The 19655-nt window shown below is 57.8% G+C and carries 18 protein-coding genes and 1 pseudogene; 9 read left to right on the top strand and 10 right to left on the bottom strand.

Translation table 11 applies throughout. The features are described 5' to 3' along the window. Positions 1-85 precede the first annotated feature (85 nt). The 5 genes from AC1ME2_RS18390 (at position 86) to AC1ME2_RS18370 (ending at position 8195) form a co-directional block, all read left to right on the top strand. Positions 86-1513, top strand: a complete 1428-nt coding sequence (locus AC1ME2_RS18390; protein ID WP_480435739.1) for a di-heme oxidoreductase family protein — start codon at positions 86-88, stop codon at positions 1511-1513. Positions 1514-1541: 28 nt separating this feature from the next. Beyond that, positions 1542-2606: an imelysin family protein gene (locus AC1ME2_RS18385; RefSeq protein ID WP_480435738.1), complete on the top strand. Its 1065-nt coding sequence runs from the start codon at positions 1542-1544 to the stop codon at positions 2604-2606. A 166-nt stretch (positions 2607-2772) separates the two neighbouring features. Next, on the top strand, positions 2773-3864 hold the full coding sequence (locus tag AC1ME2_RS18380; protein ID WP_480442208.1) for a DUF1513 domain-containing protein: 1092 nt from the start codon (positions 2773-2775) through the stop codon (positions 3862-3864). A gap of 129 nt (positions 3865-3993) precedes the next feature. Beyond that, positions 3994-5145, top strand: a complete 1152-nt coding sequence (locus AC1ME2_RS18375; RefSeq protein WP_480435737.1) for an efflux RND transporter periplasmic adaptor subunit — start codon at positions 3994-3996, stop codon at positions 5143-5145. A 14-nt stretch (positions 5146-5159) separates the two neighbouring features. Beyond that, the gene (locus AC1ME2_RS18370) at positions 5160-8195 is read left to right on the top strand and encodes a multidrug efflux RND transporter permease subunit (protein ID WP_480435736.1); all 3036 of its coding nucleotides are present in this window, start codon (positions 5160-5162) and stop codon (positions 8193-8195) included. An 81-nt stretch (positions 8196-8276) separates the two neighbouring features. Here AC1ME2_RS18370 and AC1ME2_RS18365 read toward each other — a convergent pair whose 3' ends face one another. From AC1ME2_RS18365 to AC1ME2_RS18345, 5 genes and pseudogenes are all read right to left on the bottom strand, one after another. Next, on the bottom strand, positions 8277-8507 hold the full coding sequence (locus tag AC1ME2_RS18365) for a hypothetical protein (protein WP_480435734.1): 231 nt from the start codon (positions 8505-8507) through the stop codon (positions 8277-8279). Beyond that, positions 8507-8614, bottom strand: a pseudogene (locus tag AC1ME2_RS18360) (lipopolysaccharide kinase InaA family protein); the annotation flags it as partial. The gene AC1ME2_RS18365 and the pseudogene AC1ME2_RS18360, both read right to left, overlap by 1 nt. Positions 8615-8617: 3 nt before the next feature. Beyond that, positions 8618-9898, bottom strand: coding sequence for a sensor histidine kinase (locus AC1ME2_RS18355; protein WP_480435733.1), 1281 nt, complete (start codon positions 9896-9898; stop codon positions 8618-8620). After that, positions 9888-10571 carry a two-component system response regulator ColR gene (gene colR / locus AC1ME2_RS18350; protein WP_259098423.1) on the bottom strand — a complete coding sequence of 228 codons (684 nt, stop codon included), beginning with the start codon at positions 10569-10571 and terminating at the stop codon, positions 9888-9890. The genes AC1ME2_RS18355 and colR overlap by 11 nt, the downstream gene beginning before the upstream one ends. A gap of 146 nt (positions 10572-10717) precedes the next feature. After that, a complete protein-coding gene (locus AC1ME2_RS18345; RefSeq protein WP_480442409.1) occupies positions 10718-10858 on the bottom strand; it encodes a hypothetical protein in 141 nt (46 codons plus the stop codon). Between the two features lie 186 nt (positions 10859-11044). Between AC1ME2_RS18345 and AC1ME2_RS18340 the strand changes: the two genes are divergently transcribed. Further along, the gene (locus AC1ME2_RS18340; RefSeq protein ID WP_480435732.1) at positions 11045-11791 is read left to right on the top strand and encodes a phosphatase PAP2 family protein; all 747 of its coding nucleotides are present in this window, start codon (positions 11045-11047) and stop codon (positions 11789-11791) included. 119 nt (positions 11792-11910) lie between these two features. Here AC1ME2_RS18340 and groL read toward each other — a convergent pair whose 3' ends face one another. The 4 genes from groL to AC1ME2_RS18320 all read right to left on the bottom strand — a co-directional run bounded on the left by groL (position 11911) and on the right by AC1ME2_RS18320 (position 15444). Continuing rightward, positions 11911-13554, bottom strand: a complete 1644-nt coding sequence (gene groL, locus AC1ME2_RS18335; protein WP_480435731.1) for a chaperonin GroEL — start codon at positions 13552-13554, stop codon at positions 11911-11913. Positions 13555-13604: 50 nt separating this feature from the next. Further along, positions 13605-13898 carry a co-chaperone GroES gene (locus AC1ME2_RS18330; RefSeq protein WP_020292988.1) on the bottom strand — a complete coding sequence of 98 codons (294 nt, stop codon included), beginning with the start codon at positions 13896-13898 and terminating at the stop codon, positions 13605-13607. Positions 13899-14163: 265 nt separating this feature from the next. After that, positions 14164-14646: an FxsA family protein gene (locus AC1ME2_RS18325; protein WP_480435730.1), complete on the bottom strand. Its 483-nt coding sequence runs from the start codon at positions 14644-14646 to the stop codon at positions 14164-14166. 66 nt (positions 14647-14712) lie between these two features. Further along, positions 14713-15444: a HugZ family pyridoxamine 5'-phosphate oxidase gene (locus AC1ME2_RS18320; protein ID WP_480435729.1), complete on the bottom strand. Its 732-nt coding sequence runs from the start codon at positions 15442-15444 to the stop codon at positions 14713-14715. A 145-nt stretch (positions 15445-15589) separates the two neighbouring features. Between AC1ME2_RS18320 and AC1ME2_RS18315 the strand changes: the two genes are divergently transcribed. Further along, the gene (locus AC1ME2_RS18315; protein WP_480435727.1) at positions 15590-16348 is read left to right on the top strand and encodes an SDR family oxidoreductase; all 759 of its coding nucleotides are present in this window, start codon (positions 15590-15592) and stop codon (positions 16346-16348) included. Between the two features lie 112 nt (positions 16349-16460). Here the strand turns inward: AC1ME2_RS18315 and AC1ME2_RS18310 are convergent, their stop codons facing one another. Continuing rightward, positions 16461-17468, bottom strand: a complete 1008-nt coding sequence (locus AC1ME2_RS18310; RefSeq protein WP_480435725.1) for a DUF481 domain-containing protein — start codon at positions 17466-17468, stop codon at positions 16461-16463. Between the two features lie 154 nt (positions 17469-17622). On the opposite strand from AC1ME2_RS18310, the gene AC1ME2_RS18305 reads away from it, so the two are divergent. Next, on the top strand, positions 17623-17973 hold the full coding sequence (locus AC1ME2_RS18305; RefSeq protein WP_480442207.1) for an MGMT family protein: 351 nt from the start codon (positions 17623-17625) through the stop codon (positions 17971-17973). Positions 17974-18015: 42 nt separating this feature from the next. Next, positions 18016-19575, top strand: coding sequence for an AmpG family muropeptide MFS transporter (locus AC1ME2_RS18300; protein ID WP_480435724.1), 1560 nt, complete (start codon positions 18016-18018; stop codon positions 19573-19575). Positions 19576-19655: the final 80 nt, after the last annotated feature.

Here is a 19655-nt window from a genome sequence, read left to right as displayed (position 1 = left end):
GCTTGCAACTACGCGTCCCGCTGCGAATAGCTTCACGAGGTAATGCGCGTGCCAGTCCACATTTTTCAGCAGTAGTAGGATGTATATGTTTGCGCTGCGCCGCTTGTCGTACCCCCTACTGCTGTCCATGGCCCTGAGTGCATGCGATGACGCCCCGCGTTTCACTACAGCCGAGCCGGGTGAAGCCTTGTCCGCTGGCAGCGCGACAGTCAACAAGTCCGATCGAAATGCTTTTTCGCTGCCCTCGGCCAATCTTTCGCCTGTACGCCGTCTGGATTTCAGCGTCGGCAACAGCTTTTTTCGCAACCCCTGGGTGATCGCGCCGTCGACCACCACCGCCCGTGATGGCTTGGGCCCGCTGTTCAATACCAACGGTTGCCAGAACTGCCACATCAAGGACGGGCGCGGTCATCCGCCGGCCTCAGGCGACAGCAATGCGGTGTCAATGCTGGTGCGCCTGTCGATCCCCAACGATCCCGCCTACGCCACACTCATTGAGCAAGCGGGTGTACTGCCCGAGCCTGTGTATGGCGGGCAGTTGCAGGACATGGCGATCCCCGGCGTCGCGCCTGAAGGGAAGGTGCGGGTCGACTATGACCTGCTGCCAGTGACCTTCAAGGACGGCACACGGGTCGAGTTGCGCCAGCCAAAATTGAAGATTACCCAGCTCGGCTATGGGCCGATGCACCCCGACACCCTTTTCTCCGCACGCGTCGCGCCCCCGATGATTGGGCTGGGCCTGCTGGAGGCGATCCCTGATGCGGCGATTCTGGCCAACGCCAATGCTCAAGCTAAACACCTCAACGGCATTGCTGGACGCGCCAATTGGGTCTGGGACGACGCACAACAGAAAGTCGTGCTGGGGCGATTTGGCTGGAAAGCCGGTCAGCCGAATCTCAACCAGCAAAATGCACACGCCTTCTCGGGTGATATGGGCCTGACCACTCGCCTCAAAGCCGTCGATGACTGCACCGCGACCCAAATCGATTGCCGCAACGCCCCAACCGGTAAAGACCCCGAAGGTGAGCCTGAGGTCAGCGACAACATTCTGCGCCTGGTGCTGTTTTACAGCCGCAACCTGGGTGTGCCCGCGCGACGGGATGTCGACAACCCGCAGGTGCTGGCCGGCAAAAATCTGTTTTATCAAGCAGGCTGCCAGCAGTGCCATACACCAACGTTCACCACGGGTGCCAACGCTGCCGAACCCGAGCAAGCCAATCAAGTGATCCGCCCTTACAGCGATCTGTTGCTGCATGACATGGGCGAAGGGCTGGCGGACCATCGCAGCGAATTCCAAGCCACTGGCCGCGACTGGCGCACGCCTCCGTTGTGGGGTATCGGCCTGACCGAAACAGTCAGTGGTCACACGCAGTTTTTACATGACGGTCGCGCCCGCAACCTGCTCGAAGCGGTGCTCTGGCACGGTGGAGAGGCGCAAGCAGCGCAGCAACAGGTATTGGCTTTCGATGCCGGGCAGCGCACAGCGTTGTTGGCGTTTTTGAACTCTCTATAATTTTCTCGATAGAACAAAGGAGCCGGACATGTTCCGCCCCACACTGTTATTCACCAGCCTGGCGGCCTTTGCCCTCGGCGCCTGCTCGCCACAAGACCCACAGGCCGTAACGTCTGCGGCCATTGCCAAGCAGGTAATCCTGCCGACCTACAGTTACTGGGTCGATGCCGACCGCCAGCTGTCGATCAGTGCGCTGGCGTTCTGTCGGGGCACATCGAATCTGGACACCGCGCGCGCAGACTTCCTGCATGCGCAACAAGCCTGGGCGAAATTGCAACCGCTGCTGATCGGTCCTTTGGCTGAAGGCAATCGTGCCTGGCAGGTACAATTCTGGCCGGACAAAAAGAATCTGGTAGGCCGTCAGGTCGAGCAATTGGTGAGCGCACAACCGCAGATCAACGCCGATGCACTGAGTCAATCCAGCGTCGTTGTGCAGGGTCTTTCGGCGTATGAATACATTCTGTTCGACGCCAATATCGACATGGCCAACGCCGAGCAAAAAACCCGCTATTGCCCCTTGCTGATCGCTATCGGTGAGCGCCAGAAAGGTCTGGCCGAAGAGATCCTCACTCGCTGGAACAGTACTGATGGCATGCTCGCGCAACTGAGCAAGTTCCCCAACCAGCGTTACGCCGACGCCCACGAAGCCATCGCTGAATTGCTTCGGGTACAGGTCACTGCGCTGGACAGCCTGAAGAAAAAACTCGGCACGCCACTGGGTCGTCAGACCAAGGGCATACCGCAGCCGTTCCAGGCCGACGCCTGGCGCAGCAAGGCGTCGCTCAGCAGCCTGGACGCCAGTTTGGGCAGCGCTGAGACGGTGTGGTCCGGCGTCGACAACCACGGCCTGCGCGGCCTGCTGCCCGCCGAGCAGAAACCGCTGAGCGAAAAAATCGATGCCGCCTACGCTGCCAGCCGCCAACTGCTTTCGGCGTTGAAACCTCCGCTGACCGATCTGCTGGCTACCGACGCCGGCCGCCAGCAACTCAATGCCTTCTACGACAGCCTCAACGCGCTCCATCGCTTGCATGAAGGCGAACTCGCCAAGGCGCTGGGTATTCAGCTCGGCTTCAACGCCAACGATGGTGACTGATATGTTGCAACGTCAGGCCCCGACCCTTGCAGGCTGTGTGAAAACTACTGCGCTCGACAATACTGCGTTAAAAACAGGCTCGGAATGCTCATTTACAACACGTAAACTCCGCTTCCTCGCCTGTTTTTGCCTTGTCTTGCCTTCGCTCGCTACGTTTTCACACAGCCTGCTTGGAAGCCTGCTGCTCAGCGCCTGTACGCTGGGCGGCTGGGCACTTTTTCAGCAAAAGGGGTTTCGGCAAAAAGGAGCAAATCCCCTGCTGCTTTCCGCTCGGGATGACGGCAACGGCCAGCACTATGCCGTGGGTTATCGTCTGGACGGCAGCCAGGTCTTCGCCACTCAGGTCGGCCAACGTTGCCACGCCATCATCAATCACCCTGACCTGCCATTGGCGCTGTTCGTCGCGCGCAGGCCCGGAACGCAAAGCTATCTGATCGACCTGCGCGATGGTCGCTTGCTCCAGACCATTACGTCTCAGCCCAACCGGCACTTCTATGGCCACGCCGTCATTCACAAAAGCGGCGAATGGCTGTACGCCACCGAGAACGACACCACCGACCCAGGTCGCGGCGTGCTGGGCGTGTATCAGTTCGTCAACGAGCGACTGGTACGCAGAGGTGAAATCCCCACCCACGGCGTCGGCCCACATCAGGTGTCGTGGATGCCCGATAGTGAGACGCTGGTGGTCGCCAACGGCGGCATTCGCACCGAAGCCGAAAGCCGGGTCGAGATGAACCTCAGTGCGATGCAACCCAGCCTGGTACTGATGCAGCGCAATGGCACCTTGCTCAGCAAAGAAACCCTCAGCCAGTCGATGAACAGCGTCCGCCACCTGGCCGTTGCCAGCGACGGTACGATTGTCGCGGGGCAGCAGTTCATGGGCGACGCACACGAATCTGCTGAACTGCTGGCGATCAAACGCCCCGGTCAGCCCTTCGTTGCCTTCCCGGTCGGTGACAGTCAATTGCAGGCGATGAATCACTACACCGCCAGCGTTGCCGTGCACAGCGAGCTGCGCCTGGTGGCCCTCACTGCACCGCGCGGCAATCGCTTTTTTATCTGGGATATGGACAGCGGCGAAGTGCGTCTCGATGCGCCATTGGCCGACTGCGCGGGCGTCGGCGCAGTGGCGGATGGCTTCGTCGTCACCTCAGGCCAGGGTCGTTGCAGATTCTACGATTGCCGGCAAAAAGAGCTGCTGGCAACACCGCTGGAACTGCCAGCCGGGCTCTGGGACAACCATTTACATGTGGTGTGATACAGCGCTGTCGCGAATAAATTCGCTCCACATTGGATCGGGGGACAGCTGAAATGTGTATGGGTGCTTTGAAGGCGGCCTATTCTGAGTCTTCTGCCTGATTCAACTGTCTTTCCAAGGAAGTGGAATATGCTGCGTCGCCGCATGCTGATTATGTTGGGGGTTGTGCTACTCGTGGTGCTGAGTCTGGCGGGCTATAAAGCCTTTTCCATCTACCGGCAAATCCAGGTGTTCGCCACGCCCAAACCGCCCATCAGTGTTGCCGTCGCCAGCGCCCGCGAACAACCGTGGCAGAGCCTGCTGCCTGCCATCGGCAGCCTCAAGGCCCTGCAAGGGGTCAATCTGAGCCTGGAGATTGCCGGAACGGTCAAGGCCGTGCAGTTCGAGTCAGGGCAGAAGGTCATTGCCGGCCAACCGCTGCTGCAACTGGACAGCGATGTGGAAAAAGCCCTGTTGGGCACCGCTGAAGCTGATCAGGGGCTGGCAAAGATTGAGCACGGGCGTGGCAGCCAATTGGTCGGCAGCCAGGCGATTTCCAAAGGTGATTTCGACCGTATGGCCGCGCAGCTGAAAAAAGCTGATGCCACCGTCGCGCAATTAAATGCCTCGTTGGCGAAAAAACGCATCCTCGCGCCCTTCAGCGGCACCATCGGCATTCGCCAAGTGGATGTCGGTGATTACCTCGCGAGCGGCACAATGATCGCTACGTTGCAGAATTTGAGCAGCTTGTACGTCGATTTCTATGTGCCTGAACAAGCGGTGCCTAAATTGGCCATCGGCCAGATCGCCAGGGTCAACGTCGCGGCCTACCCGACGCAAACCTTTGAGGCCAAAATCAGCGCGATCAACCCGAAAGTCGATGACGCCACGCGCAACATACTGGTCCGCGCCACGCTGCCCAATCCTGATGCCAAGCTGTTGCCGGGGATGTTCGCCAGCCTGCAGGTGTTGCTGCCAGGCGCCAGCACCCGGGTGGTGGTCCCTGAAAGCACGATCACCTACACCCTTTACGGCGACTCGGTGTATGTCGTGGTGCCGAGAAGAACCGCCGACGGCCAGCCCGAAAAAGACGCCAAAGGCGAGCCACAATGGACCGTGGAGCGACGCTTCGTCGAGATCGGCGAGCGCCGTAATGGCGTGGCAGTTGTCAACAAAGGGCTGCAAGCCGGCGAACAAGTGGTCAGTGCCGGTCAGCTCAAACTGGACACCGGCGCCCATGTCGCCATCAGTGCCGACAAGACACTGCAAGCCGAACAGAACAGCCCGCCACGCGCAGACTGATCAAGGAATTCTTCATGGCGTTTACAGACCCGTTCATCCGTCGTCCGGTGTTGGCCACCGTGATCAGCCTGCTGATTGTGCTCTTGGGTTTTCAGGCATTCAGCAAGCTGACCATTCGCCAATACCCGCAGATGGAAAATGCCCTGATCACCGTGACCACGGCGTACCCCGGAGCCAACGCAGAGACCATCCAGGGCTATATCACCCAACCGCTGCAACAGAGCCTGGCCAGCGCCGAGGGCATCGATTACATGACCTCGTTCAGCCGCCAGAATTTTTCGGTGATATCGATCTATGCACGCATCGGCTCGGACAGCGACCGGCTGTTCACCGAGCTGTTGGCCAAAACCAACGCGGTCAAAAACCAGCTACCGCAAGACGCTGAAGACCCGGTGCTGACCAAGCAAGCGGCCGACGCCTCGGCTTTGATGTACATCAGCTTCTACAGCAGCGAATTGAATAACCCGCAGATCACCGACTACCTGTCGCGGGTGATTCAGCCCAAGCTTGCAACCCTGCCGGGGATGGCCGAAGCAGAGATTATCGGCAATCAAGTGTTCGCCATGCGCGTGTGGCTCGACCCTGTGCGGCTCGCCGGTTTCGGCCTGACCGCCAGTGACGTCACCAACGCCGTGCGCCGCTACAACTTCCTCTCTGCGGCCGGCGAAGTGAAAGGCGAGTACGTGGTTACGAGCGTCAACGCCGCCACTGAATTGAAGTCTGCTGAAGCCTTTGCCGCGATCCCACTGAAAATCTCGGGTGACAGCCGTGTCCTGCTGGGCGATGTGGCCCGAGTAGAAATGGGTGCGGAAAACTACAACATTGTCAGCTCTTTCAACGGTACGCCGTCGGTGTATATCGGCATCAAGGGCACACCCAGCTCCAACCCGCTGGATGTGATCAAGGAGGTGCGCAAGATCTTGCCGGAGCTGGAGAGCCAATTGCCGCCCAGCCTGAAAGTGTCCATCGCCTATGACGCCACGCTGTTTATTCAGGCATCAATCCATGAAGTGGTGAAAACCCTGATCGAAGCGGTATTGATCGTGATTGTCGTGGTGTTCCTGTTCCTTGGCGCCCTGCGTTCGGTGCTGATTCCGGTGATCACTATCCCGCTGTCGATGATCGGCGTGCTGTTCTTCATGCAACTGATGGGCTACTCAATCAACTTGCTGACCTTGCTGGCCATGGTGCTGGCGATCGGTCTGGTGGTGGACGATGCCATTGTGGTGGTGGAGAACATCCATCGGCACATCGAGAAGGGCAAGACGCCGTTCGATGCAGCCATCGAAGGTGCCCGGGAAATCGCCATGCCGGTGGTCTCAATGACCATCACCCTAGCGGCCGTTTATGCACCCATCGGTTTTCTTCAAGGCCTGAGCGGTGCGTTGTTTAAAGAGTTCGCCCTGACGCTGGCAGGGGCCGTGGTCATTTCAGGGGTTGTCGCGCTGACGTTATCGCCCATGATGTGCGCCCTGCTCTTGCGTCATGACGAGAATCCTGGCGGCCTGTCCCATACGCTCGATCAGGCCTTCGAGCGCCTCAAAGCCCGCTACCAACGCATGCTGCACGGCACATTGAATACCCGGCCAGTCGTGCTGGTCTTCGCCTTGATCGTGTTGTGCCTGATCCCGGTACTGCTCAAGTTCACCCAATCGGAACTGGCGCCCAACGAAGACCAGGGCATCATCTTCATGATGGCCACCTCGCCGCAGCCGACCAACCTCGACTACCTGAACACGTACACCGATGAGTTCATCGCGATTTTCAGGGAGTTTCCCGAATATTACTCGTCGTTCCAGATCAACGGCTTCGACGGCGTGCAGTCCGGCATCGGCGGTTTCCTGCTCAAACCGTGGAACGAGCGCAGCCGCACGCAAATGCAGATTCTGCCTGAGGTACAGGGCAAGCTGGCGAAGATTGCTGGCTTGCAAGTGTTCGGCTTCAACCTACCGTCACTGCCGGGCACGGGCGATGGCTTGCCCTTTCAGTTTGTGATTAATACGCCCAACGACTACGAGTCGCTGCTGCAAGTCGCCACCCGGGTGAAGAAACGCGCGGTCGAGTCTGGCAAGTTCGCCTTTCTCGATATCGATCTGGCCTTCGACAAGCCCGAAGTGGTTGTCGATATCGATCGGGCCAAGGCCGCTCAGATGGGCGTGTCCATGCAGGACCTGGGTGGCACGCTGGCGACGCTGCTCGGCGAGGCGGAGATCAACCGTTTCACCATCGAAGGCCGCAGCTACAAGGTTATCGCGCAGGTCGAGCGGCCGTATCGGGACAACCCTGATTGGCTGAACACTTACTACGTGAAGAACAATAAAAACCAGCTACTGCCACTGTCGACGCTGATCAAGGTCAGTGACCGGGCCAAGCCCCGCCAGTTGAATCAGTTTCAGCAGCTCAATTCGGCGATTATTCAAGGCGTCCCGATTGTCAGCATGGGCGAGGCCATCGAGACCCTTCACCAGATCGCCACCGAAGAGGCCCCGCCCGGCTTCGCGTTCGACTACGCAGGTGGCGCGCGGCAGTTCGTGCAGGAAGGCAACGCCTTGTGGGTGACCTTTGGGCTGGCGCTGGCGATTATTTTTTTGGTGCTGGCGGCGCAGTTTGAAAGCTTTCGAGACCCCTTGGTGATTCTGATGACCGTACCGCTGTCGATCTGCGGGGCGCTGATCCCGTTGTTCCTGGGATTATCGAGCATGAACATCTACACCCAAGTGGGCATGGTGACGCTGATAGGGCTGATCACCAAGCATGGCATCCTGATCGTAGAGTTCGCCAATAAGTTACGCCGCGACAAGGGCCTGAGCGCCCGTGAAGCGATTGAAGAGGCCGCCGCAATTCGTCTGCGACCGGTATTGATGACCACTGCCGCCATGGTGTTTGGCATGGTGCCGTTGATTCTTGCCACCGGTGCCGGGGCGGTAAGCCGTTTCGACATTGGCACCGTGATTGCCACGGGGATGTCGATTGGCACGTTGTTCACATTGTTCGTGCTGCCATGTGTCTACACGCTGCTGGCGGCACCGGACAAGAAGGCTGCGGTTTAGCAGACGAACGATTGAAGGCAGCTCCCGGAAACTGAAAGGCTCCGTAAAAACGGAGCCTTCAGGTAGCAGAAGTTTTCAATTTTATTGCCTCATTCCTTGAATCAAGCCATACATCAACAGCAACAGATCTTGATCAGGCGTCTTCGACTCCTGAACCTTGGCGACCCGCGCGACCCGCGGCAATGGGCATTGACCCTCGCCCTGCTGCGCGCTCAATATCCTGGGACCAGGTTGCTCCCATACGGTCAGGGCCAAGGATGCTATGCCTAGCCCCCCCACCAGAAACAAACTTCGGGCTATTTCGAGCCTCATTACTGTAAGCCTTTGATAGCGCTGCCGAACGCTGTCTTATAACCGTAGACCCATTTCTGCCCGTCCGCCGTGCTGAACGACGACTGGCGGTGTAGGTGTTCCCTGTCCTCTCAGCAGGGTTTGACGTGCAGATCAACGTGAAAACGACAACCGTTGGGCTCACTGCTGGTAAGGCTGACGCTCCACCCCTGGTTTTCACAGATCCGCTGGACCAGAGAAAGCCCCAGGCCCAATCCTTCACCTCGCTGCTCGTTGCCGCGCACGAACGGCTGAAACATGGCTTGACGTTTTTCCTCTGGAATTCCGACGCCACTGTCCTCAACCACAAAGCCTTCAGCTTCTAGCGTAAGCCGGATAAACCCGCTGTCGGTGTAATGCAATGCGTTGCGCAGCAAGTTGCCCATCACCGCATGAAGGAACGTGGCGTTGTAGCCTGTATCCGAAGGCTGACCAGGCTCGAACAACAGTGTCAGACCTTTGGCCTCAATGGGCTCACGCCATAACGTGATCAACTGATCAGCCGCCGTGGCGAGGGATAGCTTCGGCGCCATGTCCGAATCCTCACGCTGGGTACGCGCCAACATGAGAAAGGTTTGCACCAGATCACGCATTTCTTCACAGGCACGAGCAATACGCTGCACCTGAGCGCGAGCGCGCTGATCGAGGGCCGGGTTTTCAAGCAGCAACTCACAGGAACTGGCAAGTACCATCAACGGCGTGCGCAGCTCATGACTGACATCACTGGTGAACAGGCGCTCTCGCGTCAGGGCCTGACGCAAACGCCCGAGCGTGGTATCAAAGGCCACGGCCAGCTCACCCACTTCATCGGCGGCATAGTCTGGCGCCAAGAGCGGCGCAAGCCCCAACAGTTGGTCGCGATGCCTAACCTGTCTGGCCAGCCTTACCACCGGCGCCATTACTTTTCGCGCCAATACCCAGCCGAGGAACACCGCCAGCCCCAGCGCAAGGACGAACCCGACCAGCACCACCGCGAACAGCACCCGTTCACGCTCTTCAAAATCGCTTTGATCCTTCAACAACGCGTATCGACGTCCGTCAACGACGACCACCATGACGTGATAGGAACGGTCATCACGAAAGACTTCATGAAACCCTGGCTCCAGATGCCGCAAATCTTTAGGCAACTCGAACTCACCACGGCCGTCGCTGAAATAGAACAGCTCACCTGGCTCCGGGCGATGGCTCCAGTCGCTAATGCTGTCCATCAACAACAAGCGGTTGAGGTCGCTCCCAAGACCTGCGGAGATCAGCTTTTCTTCGACCACATGGACGGTTGCCACGATGCCCAGGGCGAACGATCCTGCGACCAACGCACTCATCAACGCGAACGCGATGATGATCCGCTGGGCAAGGCTCTGTTTAAACTCCATCACGGCCCTCGGCCAAGCGGTACCCAACGCCATGCACCGTTTGCAGTAGCGGCTTGGCAAACGGTTTGTCGATCACCTGACGTAACTGGTGCACATGGCTGCGCAGGCTGTCGCTGTCGGGACAATCGTCGCCCCACAAGGCCTCTTCAAGAATCTCCCGACGCAGCACATGCGGGCTTTTCTGCATCAACACCGCCAACAGCTTGAGGCCGACAGGGTTGAGTTTGAGCAGGCGCCCTTCCCGAGTCACTTCTAGCGTATCGAGGTCGTAAATCAGGTCAGCGACCTGCAGGGTGCGCCGGCCACCCCCTTGGGCACGACGCAATACCGCTTCGATTCGCGCGGCGAGTTCGGACAAAGCGAAGGGTTTGAGCAGGTAATCATCGGCGCCGGACCGGAAGCCTTGCAGCCGGTCGTCCAGTTGATCGCGTGCGGTGAGCATAATCACAGGGGTATCGCGCCGAGCATCCTCGCGCAGACGCTTGCACAGGGTATAGCCGTCTATACCGGGCAGCATGATATCGAGCACGATCAGGTCGTAGTGCTCGGTGGCCGCCAGGTGCAAACCGGAAAGCCCATCCTGCGCGCAGTCGACCGTATAGCCCTTCAAACCCAGGTAATCCGCCAGGTTTGCCAGGATGTCGCGGTTGTCTTCAACCAGCAGAATTCGCATGGGGTACTCTCTCTGTATGCTGTTAAGGCCTTTGAAGCTGGCGCAGCTTAAGGCCAAGTGACGCGCACGACCAGTTCTAACGGTCAGGACAGGGTCGCAGGGTCGAACTCGCTCAACGTTTTTTTCACAGCGGGTTCACAACCGCATTACAGTGTCGCTGCCAGACTTTGCCCTTTGCGGTAAGGCATCATCAATACGGTTTGCGCTATCGGCGGCGCTGCACTATTGGCTTTTACGGTCCACCGCTGGTTTCTCCAGGGGCTGCTGAGCGTCAGTATTTTCATCATGCTTTTTACCTCCGTTGCAGAACGGCTGTTCTGGGGCGAATTTGGCGTGCGCTTCAACTTTATTGCTGTTGACTGTCTCGTGTACTCCGATGAAGTGCCGAGCAACCTTCTGTGGTGAGTACCCGACAATAACCATACTCCAGGCTGATCGGCCTGGATCCTCTCTCTACGCGCTCAGGATCTGTCATGCCTTCACCTTCTGCCCGACCCTACTCTCGCCCACTCAATCTTTGGGTGTGCTTGGGTGTCCCCGCGATTACAGCGGTCATTCTGATCTTGCTGGAACTGACCTCGCTGGACATGGATATCGCCAGGCACCTCTATGATCCGGTAGCGGGCGACTTTATCGGTCGACACAGCCATTTCCTGGAAAGCGTCCTCCACAATCACGCCAAACAGGCAGTGATTGCGTTCAGTCTTATTTCCCTGGCGGCCTTTGCGGGCGCATTTTTTGTGCAACGCCTGATACCGTTCCGTCGTGAACTCGGTTGCCTGGTGCTGTCCATGGCGCTGTCCACCAGCTTCGTGACGCCGGCCAAGGTTGTGACCTCGGTGCAATGCCCCTGGAGCCTGACCGAGTTCGGCGGCAAGGAAACCTACAGCGAGCTGCTAAGCCCTCGCCCTGCAACCGATAACCCTGGGCGCTGCTGGCCCGGCGGTCATGCTGCTACCGGCTTCACCCTGTTCGCGCTCTTCTTCATTTTGCGTGATCGCCGCCCTCGCATGGCCCGAGCTGCGCTGATCTTCGCCTTCAGCCTCGGCACGATCTTCTCGATCGGTCGAATGCTTCAAGGTGCGCACTTCTTCTCCCACAACGTCTGGACAGCCGTGTTCTGCTGGCTGATTAGTCTGGGGTCGTATTACGCCGTGCTGTACCGCGCTGAACCGAAAGAAGCCCCAGCGAGTAAACCTCTGGTGGCCAAGGCCGGTTGATCCTGATTCTGTAGGGTGTGAGGTGCGCGTTAACGCTCGCCGCACACTTAAGCTCACCGAACATTGGTCAAAAAAAACCCCGCCGAAGCGGGGTTTTTTATGGGAGGGGTAAAGCTGGCTTACATCATGCCGCCCATACCACCCATGCCGCCCATGTCCGGCATGCCGCCGCCGCTTGACTTGTCATCAACCACTTCAGCGATCATCGCTTCGGTAGTGATCATCAGGCTGGCAATGGAGGAGGCCGCTTGCAGAGCAGAGCGAGTCACTTTAGCCGGGTCAAGGATGCCCATTTCGATCATGTCGCCGTATTCGCCGGTAGCAGCGTTGTAACCGAAGTTACCCGAACCCTGCTTGACCTTGTCGACAACTACGCTTGGTTCGTCGCCGGAGTTGGAAACGATCTGACGCAGTGGAGCTTCTACAGCGCGACGCAGCAGAGCGATACCGACGTCCTGATCAGCGTTGTCGCCTTTCAGGCCAGCGATTGCTTGCAGGGAGCGAACCAATGCCACGCCACCGCCAGGTACCACGCCTTCTTCAACGGCCGCACGGGTTGCGTGCAGGGCGTCTTCAACGCGGGCTTTCTTCTCTTTCATTTCAACTTCGGAACCGGCGCCGACTTTGATCACTGCAACGCCGCCGGACAACTTGGCCAGACGCTCTTGCAGTTTTTCTTTGTCGTAGTCCGACGTGGTGTCGGCTACTTGCGTGCGGATCTGAGCGATACGCGAGTCGATGTCGGCACGAACGCCTGCACCGTCGATGATGGTGGTGTTTTCTTTGTTCAGCACAACGCGCTTGGCATTACCCAGGTGTTCCAGGGTAGTGGTTTCCAGGCTCAGGCCGATCTCTTCGGAGATAACGGTACCGCCAGTCAGAACAGCGATGTCCTGCAGCATAGCCTTACGACGATCACCAAAGCCTGGGGCTTTGACGGCTGCAACTTTCACGATGCCGCGCATGTTGTTCACAACCAGAGTCGCCAGGGCTTCGCCTTCAACGTCTTCAGCAACGATCAACAGCGGACGGCCAGCTTTGGCCACTGCTTCCAGAACTGGCAGCATTTCGCGGATGTTGGAGATTTTTTTGTCGACCAGCAGGATCAGCGGACCGTCCAGCTCGGCAACCATGGTATCTGGCTTGTTGATGAAGTACGGGGACAGGTAACCACGGTCAAACTGCATGCCTTCAACAACAGACAATTCGTTTTCCAGGCCAGTGCCTTCTTCAACGGTGATAACGCCGTCTTTAGTCACTTTTTCCATAGCTTCGGCAATGATGTCGCCGATGGAGCTATCGGAGTTGGCGGAGATAGTACCCACCTGAGCGATGGCCTTGGTGTCGGTGCAAGGCTTGGACAGCAGCTTAAGCTGAGCAACGATAGCGATGGTCGCTTTGTCGATGCCGCGCTTCAGGTCCATCGGGTTCATGCCGGCAGCAACGGCTTTCAGGCCTTCGTTGACGATCGATTGAGCCAGAACGGTAGCGGTCGTGGTGCCGTCGCCTGCGTCATCGTTTGCACGGGAAGCAACGTCTTTAACCAGCTGCGCGCCCATGTTTTCGAAACGGTCTTTCAGTTCGATTTCTTTTGCAACGGAAACGCCGTCTTTGGTGATCAGCGGAGCACCAAAGCTTTTTTCGATAATGACGTTACGGCCTTTAGGCCCGAGGGTCGCTTTAACTGCGTCAGCCAGGACGTTGACACCGGTGAGCATTTTTTTACGGGCGGAGTCGCCAAATTTAACTTCTTTTGCAGCCATGATCGTTATTCCTTAAATACTTTGTAGTAATGGAAATTCGCGGGAAATACTCAGGCTTCGACGACTGCGAGAATTTCGTTCTCGCTCATCACCAGCAGGTCTTCGCCGTCTACTTTCACAGTGTTGCTGCCGGAGTAAGGGCCAAACACCACTTTGTCGCCTACTTTTACGGCCAGCGCACGCACTTCACCGTTGTCCAGCACGCGGCCGGTACCCACAGCGAGGATCTCGCCACGGTTTGGCTTTTCAGCAGCCGAACCCGGCAGAACGATACCGCCAGCAGTTTTTGATTCTTCTTCGCTGCGACGGATTACGACGCGGTCATGCAGAGGACGAAGCTTCATTGTCGATCTCCTAATTATGGTTTTGAACGTCCGGTGACTGCACCGGCGGGTTAGAACATCCGGCGTTGCCGGTTACGGTTCGACGAGCGAACCGCAGAATACGGTCTGGCGAATCCGCCAGAAACCTTGCGGTGACCCTTACATAAGGGCGAGCAAGGTGATTACAAGGCTTGGCGTGTAATTTTTTTGCTGACAGGTGCAGCCTTTTGTAACGTATGCGGCACCTGAAGGTGCCGCGCAGACCGCTGCATGCAAGCCTGCACGCTTACTTGTCGCGATGCTCGAATTCTCCTTCGATCACGTTGGGCTGACGGCTGCCGGGGTGGATTGCACCTGGACGTTCAGGACCACCGCCGGCTTGCAGGTCATCGGCAAACGCCCGCTGGCGAATCGCTTGCTCTTCAGCACGCTTGCGTAGCTTGTTAACCAACACCCGACGGGTGACCGGCAGCAGGCAGATCAGCCCCAGCACGTCGCTGATGAAGCCGGGCAGCAGCAATAACCCACCACCCACTGCAACCATCAGACCTTCCAGCATCTGCTGGGCCGGCAGCTCGCCACGGGCCAGACTCTCACGGGCACGCAGGGCCGTGGCAAAGCCCGCCACGCGGATCAGGAATACACCGAGCATGGAGCTGGCGACCACCAGCAAGAAGGTAGGCAAAAAGCCGATGGCCATACCGACCTTGACCAGAACGAACAGCTCCAGCACTGGAAATAGCAGAAAGAGCAACAGAAAAACGCGCATCAAATGAGTTCCTCAGCGGAAGAGTGACTTCCAATAAACCCTATGTGATGTCGCCAACTCGTTAATTCAAGCTTCTTGGGCTTGATCGACCGGCCATTTTTCAGCATGGGCCAGCTGGACCAAGGCTTCGCGGACTTGTGTCGGCGTATTACAGGGGTGGCCAAAAGCCAACCAGTATAGGCCCTGCCCGATGCGTAAATGCATGCCTTCGCTGTCGACACCCACCATCTGCGCGGGCTGCGTCTGCGGCAGACCGGACAGCGCCACGTAATGTGCGATGGCTTTGACGTGGTCATCATTCATATGTTTGACCATTCCGGCTTCAATCGCGCCGAAAAACGGATTGGCCAGGGCTACGTCATCGAGCCAATGAATTGCCCCAAAACCGCCGATATAGCGATAACGCACCGGGGCAAGCACCCAAAAATCAAAGTCGTGAGCCTGGTGATAGCTCTGCGATTCGGGAAAATACCGGTAATAGCGCTCGGCAGCCGCGTCGATGGCCGCACCGTCGGTCAGTTTTTCGGCCTCGGCCAATAGCGTCACACGGCCCACCGCCTGCACATCTTCAGCTCCGCGTTCGCCTACCAGCAGCGAGCACTTGGGGTCGCGTTGCAGGTTATGGGTGTGCTGGGCAATGCGGCTGATCAGGATCAGCGGCCTACCTTGATCATCCAGGCAATAGGGCACGACCGAACCAAACGGGAAGCCAGGCATGGACTTGGAGTGAGTGGACAACGCACCCCGGTATTCCTTGAGAAGCAGTTCTCGGGCATGCTTAGCGGCATTCACGCTCATTTTATGACTCCTTATAAAGAATCCCGTAAACGGACGGGCGCTCAGAAATTTTTTTCGCAGCGCCACCAGGGCAGCTCCAAGCACGAATGTCGTGATTGTGGGTCATCTGGTAAGGATAACCACTGACTGTTTATTGGGCACGCGCATGCATTTGAAAGACAAGGTAATTATTATCACTGGCGGTGGCCAGGGTTTGGGTCGCTCGATGGCCGAATATCTCGCCGCTAAAGGCGTGAAGCTGGCCTTGGTGGACTTGAATCCGGAAAAGCTTGACCAGACGGTCGCCGCTTGCCAGGCATTGGGCGTTGAAGCGCGCGCCTACCTGTGCAACGTCGCTAACGAAGAACACGTGATGCAGATGGTTGCCCAGGTAGCCGAAGACTTCGGGGCAATTCACGGCCTGATCAACAATGCAGGGATCCTCCGTGATGGCCTGCTGCTTAGGGTCAAGGACGGCGAGATGACCAAAATGTCCCTCGCGCAGTGGCAAGCAGTCATCGACGTCAACCTGACAGGCGTGTTCCTGTGTACCCGCGAAGTAGCGGCAAAGATGATCGAACTGAAGAATCAGGGCGCAATCATCAATATTTCTTCGATCTCCCGTGCAGGTAACGTCGGGCAGACCAACTACTCGGCAGCCAAAGCCGGTGTCGCGGCAGCAACCGTGACCTGGGCCAAGGAACTGGCTCGCTATGGCATCCGTGTGGCGGGCATTGCGCCTGGCTTCATCGAAACTGAAATGACCTTGGGCATGAAGCCTGAAGCGTTGGAAAAAATGACCTCTGGCATCCCGCTCAAGCGTATGGGCAAACCTGAAGAGATCGCTCATTCGGCGGCGTATATTCTGGAGAACGATTACTACAGCGGTCGTATTCTGGAGCTGGATGGCGGGCTGCGGATCTAGGTTCTCAGGCTCTATTGCTGATCAGGTAGATCGCGTCAGTCGGACGCGACCCTGATCCAGTCGCAGAGGGGATGCCTGGTTGCATGCCCCCTGCGATGGCGTCATCGGACGCTTACCACGTCACCCCAAAGCCAGCCGTATAGCGGGTTTTGTCGAGATCCCCGTCGGAAGAACCACTAATGAGGTTTTTCTCAGCCTTCAGGTTGAGCGAGGCCCATTCGGTGACCTTGTAACGCAGCCCAATCTCACTGTCCAGACTGTAATTGGCAACGCCGGTGAGTGACTTGCTCAATTCACCATTGGTGAAGAACTCAACTTTCTTGCCAATCAAGAAGCGGTTGTAATCCCACTTCATGCCCGCGGAATAGAAATTGGCTTTCTTACCGTCGGCGTATTCGTAGTCGGTGCGGTTAAGCAATGAACCCAGCGAGAACGCACCCAGCTCGTCATCCCAGAATTGATAGCCCGGACCGGTACCGACTGTACGTTGGCGGGACAAATTCTCTATATCGTCGCGTTTGTAGGTAACACGGCCATCCCAGAACCATTTTTCGGTGAAAAAACGGTCAATGGAGTACTCGGCGCTCCAGTTATCCGTACTGACGAGGCCGTCCTGAGTTTCGCGGTTGTACTCACCTTTGGCGTTATGCCGCCAATCGCCGTGACGCGCCGAAGTTTTGAAGGCGATGTTGTAATCGTCGGTGTTCTTTTCCGCGCGCTGAAAATCCAGCGCTGCGTCGACGCTGCCTTTCCAGACCAGATCGGTAATCACCGGTTGCGGCTTCATGATCTGTTGAATGCTGGCCAGTTCGACAGTCTTCGGTGCCTCACCATTGGCCAGCGTCACTTTGCCGTCCTCGGCAGGCTGCAACGACTTGGCGATTTCGCCAGGGGACTTGCCCTGCTTGATCAAAAGTTTCTGGTCACTCTCCAGGGTTTTGATCTGTTTCCAGTCCAGCGGGATCGCCCCGGCATAATCGGTCTGGAGCAGCAACTTACCGCCGTCGAAGACTCTGATTGTTCCGGTCAGCCGGTCACCATTTTTTAACCATACGGTATCGGCGAGCAAAGGCATGGAGACGCTGGTGATAGCGATGCACAGCAAGGTTCTAGACAGCATAAGCGACGACAAGACTCGGGTTTACGGGGGAATTGGGCATCATCGTCCAAGACGATGGCGAGCCCTTAAAGACCCTGAAAACGGGTTTCAGTTCCGCGTAAGCTAGTGCCACCCGTCTCTCAACAGGAAGAAACGTGTGACTGATCACCCACCCATGCAGGACGATACCGTGCCATTGACGCCGGCTGAAGTTCGGCGCGCAGCGCTCTACCTGACCCTCCATCAAGTCCCGGAAGGCAAGGTCGTGAGCTATGGTCAGTTGGCGGAGTTGGCAGGACTGGGCCGTGCCGCGCGCTGGGTTGGGCGCACACTGAGCCAATTACCGCTGGGCACCTCCCTACCCTGGCATCGGGTACTGGGGGCCGGCGGTAGACTCAGCTTGCCAGCAGGCACAGCCTCCGGCGACGAACAGCGCGCGCGCCTACGCGCTGAAGGCATCACTATTTCGAATAATCGAGTAGATATTCAGTGCCATGGCTGGCGCCCGATAGAGCACAGCGGTTAGAGTGCGCCCTTTGTTTTCGCAACCTGAGGCAGACTTCAGCCCATGCCCCGTAAATCCTGGCGCGTCGCGCTCGCCGCTTATGCCAACCCCTCGACATTAGTGCTATTGCTGCTCGGGTTCGCTGCGGGCTTGCCTTACATGCTCGTGTTTTCCACGCTGTCGGTCTGGCTGCGCGAAGCGGGCGTTGCACGTGAAACCATCGGTTATGCCAGCCTCATCGGCCTGGCGTATGCCTTCAAGTGGGTCTGGTCACCCCTATTGGACCAGTGGCGCCTGCCTTTTCTTGGCAAACTTGGCCGTCGGCGATCATGGCTGGTGCTGTCTCAATCCCTGATAGTGCTTGGCTTGATCGGCATGGGTTTTTGCGACCCACAAAAACATCTGTCCTGGCTGATTGCTATTGCCGTGTTGGTTGCGTTCTCGTCTGCGACGCAAGACATCGCCATCGACGCCTATCGTCTGGAAATCGCCGAGGACAGCCGCCAGGCCGCGTTGGCCGCCAGCTACATGTCCGGCTACCGGGTTGCAGCCCTGCTGGCGACAGCCGGCGCACTCTATATTGCCGAAGGTTTCGGCTCTACCGGTTTCAGTTACAAACATTCCGCTTGGGCCTGGACCTACATTATCTTCGGCCTGTTGATGCTGCCCGCACTGATTACCACGATGGTCATGCGTGAGTCACCGGTGCCGCTGCGCACTCAACTGTCGGCGGCGCGCTATGGGTTCAGCCATCAATTGGCGTCGGTCTTTGTGCTGATCATCTTGCTGGTATCGGTGCCCGCAATGTTCACCCAGCTGTACTACACAGACTTCTCCGGCGTGCTCTTCAACGGCACCCGCTGGGTCGACCTTCTGCTTGAAGACCGCGCCTTTCTGCGCGCCCTCCTGTACATCACACTGACCACTCTGTGCCTGTCATCCATTGGCCGACGCGGGCTCGCACCCGTTTTAACCCCGGTCAACGACTTCATCAGGCGCTATCGCTGGCAGGCATTTCTGCTGCTCGGCCTGATCGCAACCTATCGAATGTCAGACACGGTCATGGGCGTCATGGCTAACGTGTTTTATATCGACCTGGGCTTTACCAAGGATCAGATTGCCAGCGTCAGCAAACTCTTCGGCCTGGTCATGACCCTACTGGGCGCGGGTTTTGGCGGCCTATTGATCGTGCGTTTCGGCATCTTGCCCATCCTGTTTATCGGTGGAGCGGCCTCTTCAGCCACCAACCTGCTGTTCCTGTTGCTCGCCGACATGGGCCCGAACCTGCGGATGCTGATCGTGACCATCTCCCTGGACAACTTCAGCGCAGGGATGGCGACGTCCGCCTTCGTCGCGTACCTATCGAGCCTGACCAACCTGAAGTTTTCGGCGACGCAATACGCGCTCCTCAGCTCAATCATGCTACTGCTCCCGCGCCTGATAGGTGGCTACTCCGGCGTGATGGTAGAAAGGTTTGGCTATCACACCTTCTTCCTGATCACCGCCCTGCTCGGCATACCGACCCTGATAATGATCGCGCTGCACTGGTCCCAGGAGGTGCGGCGCGGCAAGGGCATGCCAGCATCAGAAACCACTGAATCGCCGGTCAGCGATCAGCCTTAGAGCATCCAGCCAAACAAAAGCCCCGGTTTGAACGGCCCCACTTTATGGGGTCAGCTCAGAACCGGGGCTTTTTGTTTGCA

The sequence above is a fragment of the Pseudomonas sp. ASL9 genome, from assembly GCF_056680335.1.
This window is presented reverse-complemented; position numbering and strand designations above follow the sequence as displayed.